The 14492-nt window shown below is 66.4% G+C and carries 12 protein-coding genes and 1 pseudogene; 9 read left to right on the top strand and 4 right to left on the bottom strand.

Annotated features, from left to right (window positions below; translation table 11 throughout):
- Positions 1-120: 120 nt before the first annotated feature.
- The 9 genes and pseudogenes from M1L36_RS03130 to M1L36_RS03170 all read left to right on the top strand — a co-directional run bounded on the left by M1L36_RS03130 (position 121) and on the right by M1L36_RS03170 (position 11083).
- Entirely contained in the window at positions 121-915 is a 795-nt protein-coding gene (locus M1L36_RS03130) for a CBS domain-containing ParB/RepB/Spo0J family partition protein (protein ID WP_250872255.1), read from the top strand.
- A gap of 50 nt (positions 916-965) precedes the next feature.
- On the top strand, positions 966-2669 hold the full coding sequence (locus tag M1L36_RS03135) for an acyl-CoA mutase large subunit family protein (RefSeq protein ID WP_250872256.1): 1704 nt from the start codon (positions 966-968) through the stop codon (positions 2667-2669).
- Positions 2670-2803: 134 nt separating this feature from the next.
- Positions 2804-4792, top strand: a complete 1989-nt coding sequence (gene acs / locus M1L36_RS03140) for an acetate--CoA ligase (RefSeq protein WP_250872257.1) — start codon at positions 2804-2806, stop codon at positions 4790-4792.
- 241 nt (positions 4793-5033) lie between these two features.
- Entirely contained in the window at positions 5034-6470 is a 1437-nt protein-coding gene (locus M1L36_RS03145) for an ABC transporter substrate-binding protein (RefSeq protein WP_250872258.1), read from the top strand.
- Between the two features lie 79 nt (positions 6471-6549).
- A complete protein-coding gene (locus tag M1L36_RS03150) occupies positions 6550-7533 on the top strand; it encodes a branched-chain amino acid ABC transporter permease (protein ID WP_250872259.1) in 984 nt (327 codons plus the stop codon).
- The gene (locus tag M1L36_RS03155; protein ID WP_250872260.1) at positions 7530-8714 is read left to right on the top strand and encodes a branched-chain amino acid ABC transporter permease; all 1185 of its coding nucleotides are present in this window, start codon (positions 7530-7532) and stop codon (positions 8712-8714) included. The genes M1L36_RS03150 and M1L36_RS03155 overlap by 4 nt, the downstream gene beginning before the upstream one ends.
- A gap of 89 nt (positions 8715-8803) precedes the next feature.
- Positions 8804-9555 (top strand): annotated as a pseudogene (locus tag M1L36_RS03160) (ABC transporter ATP-binding protein).
- Positions 9556-9641: 86 nt separating this feature from the next.
- The gene (locus M1L36_RS03165; protein ID WP_250872657.1) at positions 9642-10379 is read left to right on the top strand and encodes an ABC transporter ATP-binding protein; all 738 of its coding nucleotides are present in this window, start codon (positions 9642-9644) and stop codon (positions 10377-10379) included.
- Positions 10376-11083 (top strand): thioredoxin family protein, encoded by a 708-nt coding sequence (locus tag M1L36_RS03170; RefSeq protein ID WP_250872261.1) that lies wholly within the window; start codon positions 10376-10378, stop codon positions 11081-11083. The genes M1L36_RS03165 and M1L36_RS03170 overlap by 4 nt, the downstream gene beginning before the upstream one ends.
- 47 nt (positions 11084-11130) lie before the next feature.
- Here the strand turns inward: M1L36_RS03170 and M1L36_RS03175 are convergent, their stop codons facing one another.
- The 4 genes from M1L36_RS03175 to M1L36_RS03190 all read right to left on the bottom strand — a co-directional run bounded on the left by M1L36_RS03175 (position 11131) and on the right by M1L36_RS03190 (position 14440).
- A complete protein-coding gene (locus M1L36_RS03175) occupies positions 11131-11409 on the bottom strand; it encodes a DUF7520 family protein (RefSeq protein WP_250872262.1) in 279 nt (92 codons plus the stop codon).
- 238 nt (positions 11410-11647) lie between these two features.
- On the bottom strand, positions 11648-13435 hold the full coding sequence (gene ctaD, locus M1L36_RS03180) for a cytochrome c oxidase subunit I (protein WP_250872658.1): 1788 nt from the start codon (positions 13433-13435) through the stop codon (positions 11648-11650).
- A 165-nt stretch (positions 13436-13600) separates the two neighbouring features.
- A complete protein-coding gene (locus tag M1L36_RS03185; RefSeq protein ID WP_250872263.1) occupies positions 13601-13972 on the bottom strand; it encodes a DUF6684 family protein in 372 nt (123 codons plus the stop codon).
- 42 nt (positions 13973-14014) lie between these two features.
- Entirely contained in the window at positions 14015-14440 is a 426-nt protein-coding gene (locus tag M1L36_RS03190; RefSeq protein WP_250872264.1) for a DUF7541 family protein, read from the bottom strand.
- Between the last annotated feature and the right edge of the window lie 52 nt (positions 14441-14492).

A 14492-nucleotide genomic window follows, 5' to 3' on the forward strand; every position in this document is an offset into this window, starting at 1 on the left:
GAGCGCGAGAATCTCCGAGAGACGAGCGAGGAACGGAGTGACTCGCGAGGAGTAACGAGGCGCGAGCGTCGGACTGTCGTGACCGGGAGGCTTTTGCCTCGACTCGCCCTCCCTCCGGCAATGGGCGAGGACAAGCTGCGCGTCAAGGACTACATGACCCGCGACGTGGTCACCGTCGACGTCGACGAGACCGTCGCGGACGTCAAGCGCCGCATCGCCGAGAGCGACGAACACAGCGGCTTCCCGGTGTGTGACGGGCGGCGCGTCCACGGGTTCATCGCCGCCCGAGACCTGCTCCTCGCCGACGACGGCGAACCGATGTTCAAGGTGATGAACGACGACCTCATCGTCGCGCACCCGGAGATGGCCATCACCGACGCCGGGCGGGTCATCCTCCGGTCGGGCATCCAGAAGCTCCCGGTCGTCGACGACGCGGGCAACCTCGTCGGCATCATCTCGAACGCCGACGTGGTGCGCTCGCACATCGAGCGCGCGACGCCGGGGAAGGTGGACAAACTCATGCAGACCCTGCGGAACATCCACTCCGTCGGGATGCACCAGGAGCGTCGCCGGGTCAGCCTCGCGAACCTCCGGCCGACGCAGTCGAAGGTGTACACCGACGAGTTGGAGGGGCGGAAGTACGAGTTGGAGAACGGGCTGGCCGAACCGCTCGTCGTCATCGACAACGGCGGGAAGGACCTCCTGCTGGCCGACGGGCACCACCGCGTGAAGGCCGCCTACCGCGACGGCATCGAGGAGATGGACGCCTACGTCATCGTCCTGAACCGCACGGTCGAACTCGGGATGGCCGAGACCGCCCGAAAGGCGAACCTCCAGACCATCGACGACATCCAGGAGGTCGACTACGCCCATCACCCGCTGGTGGAGACGACCAAACGGTTCCAGCGGGACTGAGACGGCGGCGCAGTGCGAACCTTCTTGCTCCGGCCCACCGAACGCGGCGTATGTTCGACGAGGACGACCTTCGCGCGATTCGCGAGGGCCGCGAGGAGTGGACCGAGGAGACGCTCGACCCCGTACTCGACCGCTTCGGCGAGCGAAAAGACCGGTTCGCCACCGTCTCGAACCACGAGGTCGACCGCCTCTACACGCCGAACGACGTGGCCGACGTCGACTACGACGAGGACCTCGGCTTCCCCGGCGAGGAGCCCTACACGCGCGGACCGTACCCGACGATGTACCGCGGTCGGACGTGGACGATGCGCCAGTTCGCCGGGTTCGGCACCGCAGAGGAGACCAACGAGCGGTTCCACTACCTCATCGACGAGGGCCAGACCGGTCTCTCGACGGCGTTCGACATGCCCTCGCTGATGGGGCTGGACTCCGACGACCCGATGAGTCTGGGCGAGGTCGGGAAGGAGGGCGTCGCTGTGGACACGCTCGCGGACATGGAGGTGCTGTTCGACGGCATCGACATCGGCGACGTCTCCACCTCGTTCACCATCAACCCCAGTGCCATCGTCATCTACGCGATGTACGTCGCGATGGCCGACCAGCAGGGCCTCCCCCGCGAGGAGATTCGGGGGACTCTCCAGAACGACATGCTCAAGGAGTTCATCGCGCAGAAGGAGTGGGTCATCCCGCCCGAGCCCGCCGTCGACGTGGTGACCGACACCATCGAGTTCGCCGTCGAGCAGACGCCGAAGTTCTACCCGGTGTCCATCTCGGGGTACCACATCAGGGAGGCCGGGTCCACTGCGGCCCAGGAACTCGCGTTCACGCTGGCCGACGGCTTCGGCTACGCCGAGGCCGCCATCGAGCGCGGACTGGACATCGACGACGTCGCGCCGCTGTTCTCCTTCTTCTTCAACTCGCACAACTCCGTGCTGGAAGAGGTCGCGAAGTTCCGCGCCGCGCGGCGCATCTACGCCCGCGTGATGGACGAGCGCTTCGACGCCGAGAAACCGGAGTCCAAGCGCCTGAAGTTCCACACACAGACCGCCGGCCAGTCGCTCACCGCCCAGCAGCCGCTCAACAACATCATCCGCGTCACGCTCCAGGCCGCCGCGGGGGTGATGGGCGGCACCCAGAGCCTCCACACCAACAGCTACGACGAGGCACTCGCGCTCCCGAGCGAGGAGGCCGTCCGCATCGCGCTGCGGACCCAGCAGATTCTCGCCGAGGAGTCCGGTCTCGCGGACACCGTCGACCCGCTCGGCGGGAGCTACGCCGTCGAGTCGCTCACCGACGAGATGGAGGCCGAGGCGATGGCGTACATCACCGAGATCGAGGAGATGGGCGAGGGGTCCATCCTGGAGGGTATCTTCACCGGCATCCAGGAGGGGTACTTCCACCGCGAGATTCAGGACTCCGCCTTTGAGTACCAGCGCCGCGTCGACGAGGGCGAGGAGGTCGTCGTCGGTGTCAACAAGTACACGAACGACGGTGCGGACGACGACACCGAACTGCTCCACGTCTCCGACGAGGTTCGCGACCGCCAACTCGAACGGCTCGAACGTGTCAAGGAGGAACGCGACGACGATGAGGTCGAGGCGACGCTCGACGCGCTCGCCGACGCCGTCGACGAGGGCGAGAACACGATGCCGTTCGTCGTCGACGCCGTGAAAGCCTACGCGACGATGGGCGAGATAATGGAAGTGTTCGAGGCCGAACACGGGAGCTACACCGAGACCGTCGGGTTGGCCTGAGTCGGACGCGCTCGCCAGCGGCCCGAACGGTTCGCCGTCCGTGGGTGCAGCTTTCGACCATCGTTCTTCCTCGACCCACCTCGGGTTAACGCTATTACGTCGGGCGAAAACATGTGACGTGGTGACTGCAGTTTATGAGTGATTCCGAGGACGAGGTGCGACTCGAAGCACGACTGCGCGAACAGGAGTACTTCCGCCCGCCGTCGAAGTTCGTCGGCCAGGCGAACGTGTCGGACCCGGCCGTCTACGACCGGTTCGGGGAGTTCCCCGACGGGTTCGAGGAGTACGCGGACCTGCTCGACTGGGACGACCGCTGGGACAAGGTGCTCGACGCCTCGAACCCGCCGTTCTACGGCTGGTTCACGGGCGGGACGTTGAACGCTTCGTACAACTGTGTCGACCGGCACCTCGACGACCGAAAGAACCAGACCGCACTGCTCTGGGAGGGCGAGGACGGCGACCAGCGCAACATCTCCTATCAGGACCTCTACCGCGAGGTCAACGAGATGGCCGCCGCCCTGCGGTCGATGGGCGTCGAGGAGGACGACGTGGTGACGCTCCACCTCCCGATGGTGCCCGCCCTGCCCGTCACGATGCTGGCGTGTGCCCGCATCGGCGCGCCCCACTCGGTCGTGTTCGCGGGGTTCTCCGCGAGCGCGCTCGCAGAACGGGTGAACAACGCCGAGTCGGACTACGTCGTCACCATCGACGGCTACTACCGTCGCGGCGAGTTCCTCGACCACGTCCAGAAGGCCGACGCCGCGATGGACGAGACCGAGCGCGACCCCGAGGTGCTCGTCTGGACGCGCCACGACGAACCCCACGACTCCGTCTCGGTGAGCGACGACTACACGATGGTCGCCGACCTGCTGGAGGAACACCGCCGCGAGCGCGTCGACCCGGTCGCGCGTGACGCCGAGGACCCGCTGTTCTTGATGTACACCTCCGGGACGACGGGCAAACCGAAGGGCTGTCAGCACCGCACCGGCGGCTATCTCGCGTACGCCGCGGGCACCTCGAAGTACGTGCTGGACATCGAACCCGAGGACACCTACTGGTGTGCCGCGGACATCGGGTGGATCACCGGCCACAGCTACATCGTCTACGGGCCGCTCGCACTCGGGACGACGAGCGTGATGTACGAGGGCGCGCCGGACTTCCCCCACAAGTCCCGCATCTGGGAGATCGCCGAGAAGTACGACGTCGACGTGTTCCACACCTCGCCGACCGCCGTGCGGCAGTTCATGAAGTGGGGTCCCGAGTACATCGAGGGGTACGACTTCGACTTCCGCCACATGACGACGGTCGGCGAACCTATCCAGCCCGAGGCGTGGCTCTGGTACTACAAGCACATTGGCGACGAGGACGCCGTCATCGTCGACACGTGGTGGCAGACCGAGACCGGCGGCCACCTCATCACGAACCTGCCCGCACTGGAGGACATGAAACCGGGCAGCGCGGGCCTGCCCGCACCGGGAATCGAACCGGCGTTGCTCGACGACGACGGCGAGGAGATCGAGCCAGCCTCCGGACAGGCGGGCAACCTCATCATCAAGAAGCCCTGGCCCGGAATGCTCCAGACCGTCTACGGCAACGACGAGCGGTTCATCGAAACGTACTGGGCAGACTTCTCGGACACCGACAGCGACGACTGGACCGACTGGAACTACAAGGCGGGTGACGGTGCGGTTCACGAACGCGACGGCTACTTCCGTATCCTCGGTCGTCTCGACGACGTGATGAACGTCGCCGGCCACCGCCTCGGGACGATGGAACTCGAGTCGGCGGTCGCGGAGGTCGAGGACGTCGCCGAGGCGGCGGTCGTCTCCCGAGAACACACCGAGAAGGGCGAGGTGCCCGACGTCTACGTCATCCTGCGGGAGGGCGTCGAGGAGAGCGACGACGTGCGCCAGCGCATCGTCGGCGCGGTCGAAGACGAGATCGGGAAGTTCGCGCGCCCCGCGAACGTCGTGTTCGTCGACGACCTGCCGAAGACCCGTTCGGGGAAGATCATGCGTCGCCTCCTGGAGAACATCTCCAACGATAAGGAGCTGGGCGACACGACGACGCTTCGGGACCCCGACGTCCCCGAGCGCATCCGCGACCAGATGAAGGCGGACTGAAACCTCCGGACAGTTTCTTCGGTTCTTCGGTCGACGTCTCGCGTCCCACCGGGAGAACCGTCGGAGGCCGGGCCGCTTCCCGGCCGTCCCAGTCTCCTCTCGCTCGGTGTGAAGATGACACCACCGACAATCAGCTCACCAGTTTACGTTAACGTTGGTAGGCACGAACGGAAACTTTTCAGTCGTTGAACAGCTAAAACGGCGCAAACGTTAATGTTGCTCGCTCCAGCTATCAGTTGGCATGGCAAGCGGTAACAACCGACTGACGCGCCGTGACGTGCTGAAAGGTGCAGGGGCGACAGGAACGGCGGGTCTCGTAGGATTGGCAGGATGTACGACAGAAGACACCGGTGGCGGCGGTGGCGGTGGAGGCGGTGGCGGCGGTGGTGGTGGTGACGGTGGTGGCAACGGAAGCGGGACCGGGTCCGGCGGTGGCGGCGGGGAGGACTACCCGTCGCTCGGCAACTTCCCCGTCGAGGGCGACACCGCGACGTTCGGGTTCAACGTCCCGAAGACCGGTCCGTACGCCTCCGAGGGTGAGGACGAACTTCGGGCGTACAACCTCGCGATGAAACACCTGAACGAGGGCGGGGGCTGGGTCGACAGTCAGTTCGACGACCTCTCGGGCGACGGCGTGCTCGGCTATCAGATCGAGTCGGTCGAGGGTGATACGGCGACGGACGCCGCGACGGCGACGCAGGCGGCCAACCGGATGGTCGACCGGGACGACGTCATCATGTTCTCCGGCGGGTCGTCGAGTGCGACGGCTATCGCCCAACAGCAGGTCGCACAGGACAACAAGGTGCTGTACATGTGCTGTCTCACCCACTCCAACGAGACGACCGGTGTCGAGTGTCGACGCTACGGCTTCCGGGAGATGTTCAACGCCTACACGACCGGTCAGGCGCTCGCGCCGGTCGTGAAAGAGGAGTACGGCGAGGGACAGAAGTTCTATCAGCTGTACGCCGACTACTCCTGGGGCCAGACCCAGCAGGAGTCGATGAACCAGTTCCTCACCGAGACCGCCGGCTGGGAGCAGGTCGACAGCGTCCCGACGTCGCTCGGGACGGACGACTACTCGCCGTTCCTCTCGGAGGCGGCGAACTCCGGGGCCGACGTGCTGGTGCTCAACCACTACGGTCTCGACGGCGCGAAGTCGCTCACGCAGGCGGTCGACGCGGGTCTGAAAGACAGCATGACGCTGCTCGTTCCGCTGTACAACCGTCCGATGGCGGAGTCCGCGGGCGACGCCATCTCCGGTGTGTTCGGCACCGTCGCGTGGGACTCGCAGCTCGACAACGAACCGTCGAGCCAGTTCACCCAGGCGTTCAAAGAGGAGTACGACCGGGTACCGTCCGGCCCGGCCCAACTGGCGTACGCACAGACGCTCCAGTACGCCGCAGCGGTCGAACGCGCGGGGACGTTCTACCCGCCGGAGGTCATCAAGCAGCTGGAGGGGTACGAGTACGACAACATCGGAATGGGGCCGGAGACGATGCGCGAGTGCGACCACCAGGCCATCCGGGACGTGCCGGTCGTCCGCGGCCTCCCCGGCGACGAACAGTCCTCGGGCAACTACTTCGAGATTGTCAACGTGACCAGTCGGGACAACCTCTGGTACGGCTGCGACGACGGGCCGGCCGCGGAGTGCGAACTCGGCCCGTACGGCGACGAGTGACCGACCCGGACCACACCAACTCGACATTCATGCATCACGAAAACTCACACTCGCAAGACACGCGACGGAGGGGGTCGGCGTGAGTGCCTCCCTCCTCGCGCTCCAGACCAGCTCCGAAATCGCCCGACTGCTCATCAACGGGCTCCAGGCCGGCGCGATCTACATCCTGCTCGCCGTCGGTCTCTCCATCATCCTCGGTACGCTGAAGTTCGTCAACTTCGCTCACGGTGCGCTGTACATCGTCGGCGCGTACCTCGGCCTCATCATCGCGGGCATGCCCACCTTCAGCGGGAAGCTCGCCGAGTGGGGCTTCGCCAGCCCCGGACTCGGGTGGGGCTACCTCGCGGCGCTCGTCATCGTTCCGCTCGTCGTCTTCGTCGTCGGGCTGGCGATGGAGCGGTTCGTCGCTCAGCCGTTCTACGACCGACCGGACACCGACCAGATCCTGCTCACCTACGGAATAGCGCTGGTCGTCGCGGAGACGTTTCGCGTGCTGTTCGGCGGGCAGAGTCGGGGCATCGCCCAGCCACCGTGGGCCAGTGGCTCGGCCACCGGCGTCCCCGTCGTCGGCGACGTGCTCGCCTTTCTCGGCGTGAACGCCATTTCGACGTGGCGGCTCGTGGTCATCCTGCTCACGGCCGTCCTCGTCGGCATCGTGTTCCTGCTCATCGAGTACACCGACTTCGGGCTGACGGTCAGAGCCGGCACCGTCGACCCGGAGATGGTCGAGATGCTCGGCATCCGCCTGTCGCGGCCGTACCTCGTCGTGTTCGGCATCGGCGCGGCGCTTGCGGGCGTCGCCGGCCTCGTCGGCGGGCCGCTCGTGCAGTTCTACCCCGGATACGGGGGTGAGATACTCGTCCCGGCGTTCCTGACGGTGGTCGTCGGCGGCGTCGGGTCGATACGCGGGGCGGTCGTCGGCGGCCTCGCGTTCGGGTTGATACAGTCCGGGCTCATCCAGTTCGGCTTCTCGGAGTGGTCACAGGTCGGCATCTACGCGTTCGCGGCCATCGTCCTGCTCGTCAGACCACAGGGGCTGCTCGGTGAGGAGGTGGCTGTATGAGTGACGAGACCGGACAGCGTGTCGGTGAGGAGTCTGGGCAGCTCTCGGCCGTCCCCCTGCTCGTCCGCTGGCGGGCGGTCCGCCAGCGCGAGTCGTTCGTCGTCGCCGCGACGGCCATCGCCGTCCTCCTGTTTCCGTACCTGTTCGTCCGTGCGCCGGTCATCAGCACGGCTCTCCAGGGCTACCAGTCGCTCGCCGAACTCATCGTCATCTGGGGCATCTTCGTCATCGGCTTCGACCTGCTCCACGGCTACACCGGCCTGCTGTCGTTCGGCCACGCCGCCTTCTGGGGCGGTGGCGCGTACGCGGCGGGCGTGTTCGCCATCCACGTCTCGGGGTCGCCGCTGGTGATGATCGCCGTCGGCATCACGTTCTCGGTGTTGCTGGCGTGGGTTCTGGGCTTCCTCACGCTCCGTCGCGGCGGCATCTACTTCGCCATCCTCACGCTGGCGTTCGGGCAGATGCTGTACTACATGGCGTTGCAACCGCTGGCAGACCTCACCGGCGGCGACAACGGTCTCGGCATCGGGGGCACCGCCATCGAACCGCTGTTGGGGTTCATCCCGCTCGGCGCGGGCATCCCCGTCATCACGACGTTCGTCGCCACGTGGATGTACACCCTCATCGGCGTCGCGATGGTGCTCACCGTCGCGTTCGCCTACCGGGTGCTCAACTCGCCGTACGGGATGGTGTTCCGAGCCATCCGCGAGAACGAACAGCGCGCCGAGTTCGTCGGTCTGAACGTCCAGCGGTACAAGCTGATGGCGTTCGTCCTCTCCGGGGGCATCTCGGGGCTGGCCGGGTCGCTGTTCGCCATCCAGCAGGCCCGCGTCCCCGTCGAGTCGCTGTTCTGGACGACCAGCGGCGAGGTCGTCATCATGAGCGTCATCGGCGGCGTCGGGTCGCTGTTCGGCGGCCCCATCGGTGCCGCGGTGTACCTCTACGTCGCTAACGTCGTCCAGGGGATGCGCGAAGTCGTGTTGTTCGTCCAGGTCGACAAGCTCTTCCCCGGCGCACAGGCGGTCGTCCTTCCCGAGTGGGCGAGTCCCGCCGACTACTGGCACCTACTCCTCGGGTTGCTGTTCGTCGCCGTGGTCGTGTTCATCCCGCGTGGCGGGCTGTGGGGTGGGCTCAAATCCATCGGCCACCGCATCGGGAACCGACTCGGAGGTGGTCGCTGATGGCGAGCAGCGACGCCACGACGACCGAGACCGACCAGTCCCGGCAGGCCGACGAGACCGAGACGGGCGTCGACCGTGCGGCGGAGCCGTTGCTCGAAACCGACGGTCTCGTCAAGCAGTTCGGCGGACTGACGGCCACCGACGACGTGGACATCAGCGTCGAACGGGGCGAGCGTGTCAGCCTCATCGGGCCGAACGGGGCCGGGAAGTCGACCATCATCAACCTCATCACACGGCGACTGGAGCCGACCGAGGGCGACATCCATTTCAAGGGACAGTCCATCCTCGGTCTCTCGCCACACGAGGTCGTCCAGCGCGGGATGAGCAAGTCGTTCCAGACCGCGTCCATCTTCCCGACGCTGACGGTGCGCCAGAACGCCCGCATCGCGGCACTGGCCGCCGAACACGGCTCGTTCCGGTTCAACTTCCTCAGACACCGTCGACGCTACCCGGCGGTCGAGGAGGTCGCCCGCGAGACGCTCGACGCGGTCGGACTGTGGGACCAGCGCGAGAGCGCCGCCGAGGACCTCCCGTACGGCGACAAGCGCCGCCTCGAAATCGGCATCGCGCTCGCCGCGGAACCGGACATGCTCCTGATGGACGAACCGACCGCCGGGATGTCCCCCGAGGAGACCCACGCGACGGTCGACCTCATCGAACGCGTGAAAGAAGAACGCGGGCTGACGTTCCTGCTCGTCGAACACGACATGGAGATCGTCTTCCGCGTCTCCGACCGCATCGTCGTGCTCAACCGGGGGGCGGTCATCGCCGAAGGGCCCCCGAGGAGATACGCGAGAATCCGGACGTGCAGGACGCGTACCTCGGAGGTGTCGAGGAGTGAGCAGTCCCGACGGCGCTCCCGACGACGGGACCGCCCGAGCGACCGCGCCGACCGACGCCACGGAGGAGACGACCGCGGGCGGGCCCCTGCTCGACGTCGAGGCGGTCGACGCCTACTACGGCGAGAGCCACATCCTGCGTGACCTCTCGTTGCACGTCGACAGCGGCGAGATATGCGCCGTGCTCGGCCGTAACGGTGCGGGCAAGACCACGACGCTCCGCGCCATCGCCGGGACCGACGAACCGGAGGTCCGCAGCGGTCACGTCCGCTTCCACGGCGACGACGTCACGCACCTGCCGACCGAGGACGTGGCGGTGCGAGGCATCTCGCTGGTGCCCGAAGAACGCCGGATATTCCCCGACCTCACCGTCGCGGAGAACATGCACATCGCGGAGGTCGTCCGAAATCGGTCGAACGTCGTCGGTCGGGACATCGAGTTCGACCGCGGCCAGATGGCCGACGAGGACATCTACGACGTGTTCCCGCGGCTCAGGGAACGACTCTCGCAGAAAGGTGGGACGCTCTCCGGTGGCGAACAGCAGATGCTCGCCATCGCTCGGGCGCTGAAACAGAACCCCGACCTCCTGATGCTCGACGAACCGTACGAGGGTCTCGCCCCGCAGATCATCCAGGCGGTCGAGGCTGCCGTCGAACGCATCCGCGAGGACGGGACCACGGTCCTGCTGGTCGAACAGAACGCCGTCGCGGCGATGAACATCGCCGACCGGTGCTACGTCGTCGACCAGGGGCAGGTCGTGTTCGAAGGGACGGCCGACGAACTCCGGGCGGACGAAGAGACCCGGGACCGGTATCTGGGCGTATGACGGGCGACGACACGGCGGGCACGCCCGCTACGAGTCCCCCCGAGACGGCCGAGCGACTGCTGGACGCGCTCGTCGAGGAGGGTGTCGTCCTGGAGCGAGCGGACGGGACGCTCGCCCTCAGCGAGTCGTACGACGCGACCCACGACATCTACCACGACAGCTACGGCGACGCCACCGACGAGGCGTTCGAACGGGCCGTCGCCGACGTGTTCGACCTCTCGGCGGACGAGGCCGAAGCGCGCATCGCCGAGGAGGGCGTCACCCGGGAGATGCTCGTCGCGTACCTCGCCGTCCAGTCGGAGCTCGACGGCTCGTACTCCCGCGAGGAACGCGCCCGGATGGCCGCGATGGTCGAGGACCTCTCGCCGGAGTCGCCGGTACCCGAGGTGGTCGAACGACTCGACGACGACGGGTACGAGACGTTCCTCGCGACACACGACCGGGCGGTCGTGACGGTGTGGAAACGCCACTGCGACCCGTGTGCGGCGGTCAAGCGCGACCTCGACGCTATCCTCGAAGCGGTTCCGAGCGACGTGGCCGTCGGCGGCGTCGACGGCGTCGAGACCCCGGCGTTCCGTCGAACCGCCGACGTGACCGTCGCGCCCGCGCTCGTCGTGTTCGTCGACGGGCAGCCAGCCGAGACGCTCACCGGACGGTTCACCGCAGAACAGGTCGCCGACGCCTGCGCTCGGGCGTTCGACTGAGGCTCCGATACTCGCCGCCGTCACGGCCGTCGCTGGTGTGCTTCGAGCTACCGACCGACCGCGTCGTCGTCGTAGCGGTTCGCGACGAAGACGATGGCCGCCAGCAACACCCCGAACAGCACGGCGAGGGTGACCGACCCGTACAGCGCCATCCCGAGGGCGGTGGGCGGGAGCTGGATGAAACCGAACAGCTCCGGGTCGAGTTGGCCGGGACCCTGTCGGAACGACGCGATGAGCGCGCCCATCAGCCCGGCGATGGCGACGACGACCACGTACAGGGTGAGGACGAACCAGCGGCCGCGTAGCTGTCGTGGGGAAGTGCTCACGGTCGAGATAGGGCGGCCCACACGATTACGCTTTTGACTCGCGGTCCCCAACCTGATGCATGGAGGAGAAGGAACTGCTGTTGCTCGTTCTCGTCGCGGTCGCCTCGCTGATGTTCGTGACGGGCATCGTCCTCGTCCTCAACACCATCGGCTGAGCGAGCGCGCCGCTCGTCGACGTATCGACCCGAACGAACCGTCCACTCGCGACGCGGCGAAAGTTCGGAGAAATCGCGGTCGGTTACTCGTCGCTCTGTTCGTCAGCGACCGCTTCCTCGGCGGCCGTCTCGTCGACGCCACCGTCGGTCGCGACCTCGTCTTCCTCACCGCCGTCCGTGACGGCGGTCTGGAGACGGCGTTCGTGCCACTCGAACTCCCGGCCGTACAGCGAGGTGTCGCGGAGTCCCCACGGGTCCCCGTCGACCTCGGGCCCCTCGTACCACGACTGGACGAAGTTGACGAGCCAGATGATCTGGCCGAACGCGAGGATGAACGCGCCGAGCGTCGCCGCCTGGTGGAGCAACTCGACCGTCTGGAGCGGTGCCCAGTCGGCGTTGAACGCGTACGTCGAGTAGCGGCGGGGCATCTCGTTGTAGCCCAGCAGCAGCATCGCGAAGAACGTCAGGTTCGTCCCGATCATCGTCGACCAGAAGTGCCACTTCGCGAGGCTGCGCTGGTACATCCGACCGGTGAAGATGGGGTACCAGTAGTAGAGGCCCGCGAACACGGCGAACGCGATGGCCCCCATGACGATGTAGTGGAAGTGACCCACGACGTAGTACGTGTCGTGGAGCACGAGGTCGATGGGGATGGCGGCGAGGAAGACGCCGGTCACCCCACCGATGATGAAGTTACTGATGAACCCGATGCAGAACAGCATCGGTGCGGTGAGGCGCAGTTTGCCGTTCCACATCGTCGTGATCCAGTTGAACGTCTTCACCGCGGAGGGTATCGCGATAGCCAGCGAGACGGCCATGAACGACGCCCGGATTCGCGGGTCGATACCCGTCGAGAACATGTGGTGCGCCCACACGCCGAACGAGAGGACGCCGATGGCGAGCGTCGAGTAGACGACGAACTTGAACCCGAACAGTTTCCGCCCGGAGAACCGGGGCAGGACGTAGCTGACGATACCCATCGGCGGTAACACGAGGATGTACACCTCGGGGTGGCCGAAGAACCAGAACAGGTGTTGCCAGAGGATGGGCGAGCCTCCGTCGACGGCGAAGAACGCCGTCCCGAAGTTCCGGTCGAGCAGGAGCATGATGAGTGCGCTGCCGAGCAGCGGGAACGCGAACAGGATGAGCCCCGACTGCGTGAGGATGGTCCAGCTGAAGATGTCGAGGTTGGCCCAGTTGACGTTCTTCCCGCGCTCGGTGAAGATGGTCGCGATGAAGTTGATCGCCCCCATCGTCGCCGAGACCCCCGTCAGGTGGAGTCCGAGAATCATGAGGTCGGCACCGAAGCCGGCCTGTTCGGCCGACAGCGGCGTGTACATCGTCCAGGACGTCTGTGCAGGGGCGAGCCCCGGCACGAAGAAGCCGGCCCAGATGAGTAGTGCGCCGGGCGGGAGGAGCCAGAACGCGATGGCGTTGATGCGCGGGAACGCCATGTCGTCCGCGCCGATGAGCAGCGGGACGAAGTAGTTCGAGAACGCCGCGATGATGGGCGTCCCGAACAGGAACAGCATCGTGATGCCGTGGCTCGTGAGCAGGCCGTTGTAGAGTGCGTTCCCGGCGTTGGTCCCGCCGGCGACCGCACCGAGCACGTCCATGCTCGGCGTGAACAGTTCGGTCCGCATGAGGAGGACCGCGAGGCCGCCCCAGACGAACGCCACGATGGCGTACAGTCCGTACAGCATCCCGATGTCCTTGTGGTCGACCGTCGTGAGCCAGCGCGTGATTCCTTCGGGTTTGTGTCGGACGTGGTGTCCCGACTCGCCGTAGCCGCCTCCGGCGAGTGGCGTGTAGGTCCGCCAGTCTTCGGCGCGAGTCAGCGCGAGGAAGACGGCGACGAGGAACACCCCCATCAGGACCGTCAGGGCCAACTGGCCCGACGTGCCGACACCCGCTCCCTGCGCTGGTATCGCAGGGAGCAACGCTCCTGAAATTTCCATACCACAGTTCCGAACTGGGGGATTAGAAAGGTTGTGTTCGCGTTCCGACCGCACGCAGGCGGCCGAATGAAACCCTGGTTACTCGTTCGACGCTGTCGACTCCTCGTCGCCGTCCGTCTCCGTGCCTTCGATGGGCTGTGCGTCCTCGTCCTCGGACAGCTCACCGGTCTCCTCCGAGCCTTCGACCGCACTCGCGCCGGCGACCGCTCGCTCGCGCGCCTCGAGTTCGGCTTCGGACGTCGCGATGGCCTTCCCCGAGTAGTAGGTGAGGATGGCCAAGCCGACGAACGGCACGATGAGCAGTGCCATCTGGATGAGCGTCGGGACGAGACTGTAGCCGAACTGCGGAAGCACGGCGAACACGCCCACGAAGAACAGGATGATGAACAGCGGGATTACGTTGACCGAGAGGTCCAACAGCGTCTCCCGGTCGAACACGTCCGGTGCCATGTACCCTGCTTCGCCGAGCGCAGTAAATAGGTTGTTGATTCCCTACGCGGCCTCGATGCTCCGGCGGCCGGTCGCGCGGCCGGCGACGCTCCCGAGCAGGGCGATGAGGCCGGCCATCGCGACCGAGAGGCCGCGCTGGACGTTCGCGTTGCCGTCGGCGGCCATCGCAGACCCGAGCGTGTCGAGGAGAGCGTCGACCGACGGGGACACCTGCGTGACGACGAGTATCGCACCGAGCACGACGAGGACCGCACCGAGCCCACCGAGCACGCCCCACGGACGGTCGATGTAGCCTGCGTCCTGCACGATGCCCGAGACGCTGCCGACGAACAGCAACAGGCCGCCGACCGAGATGGGTAGGAGGTTCAGGACGATGCCGACCTCCGAGAGCGTGAGACCGAGGGCGACGAACAACGGCCACGGACTCGACAGCCGATATTCGTCGCTCACCCCTGGTTGTTCGTCCATACCGGAGCGAGGGGCCGGCGACTCAAAGGTACATCGGAACCGTGGTGTCTCC

Origin of the sequence: Halomarina rubra (assembly GCF_023699475.1) — an archaeon.
GTDB lineage: Archaea > Halobacteriota > Halobacteria > Halobacteriales > Haloarculaceae > Halomarina > Halomarina rubra.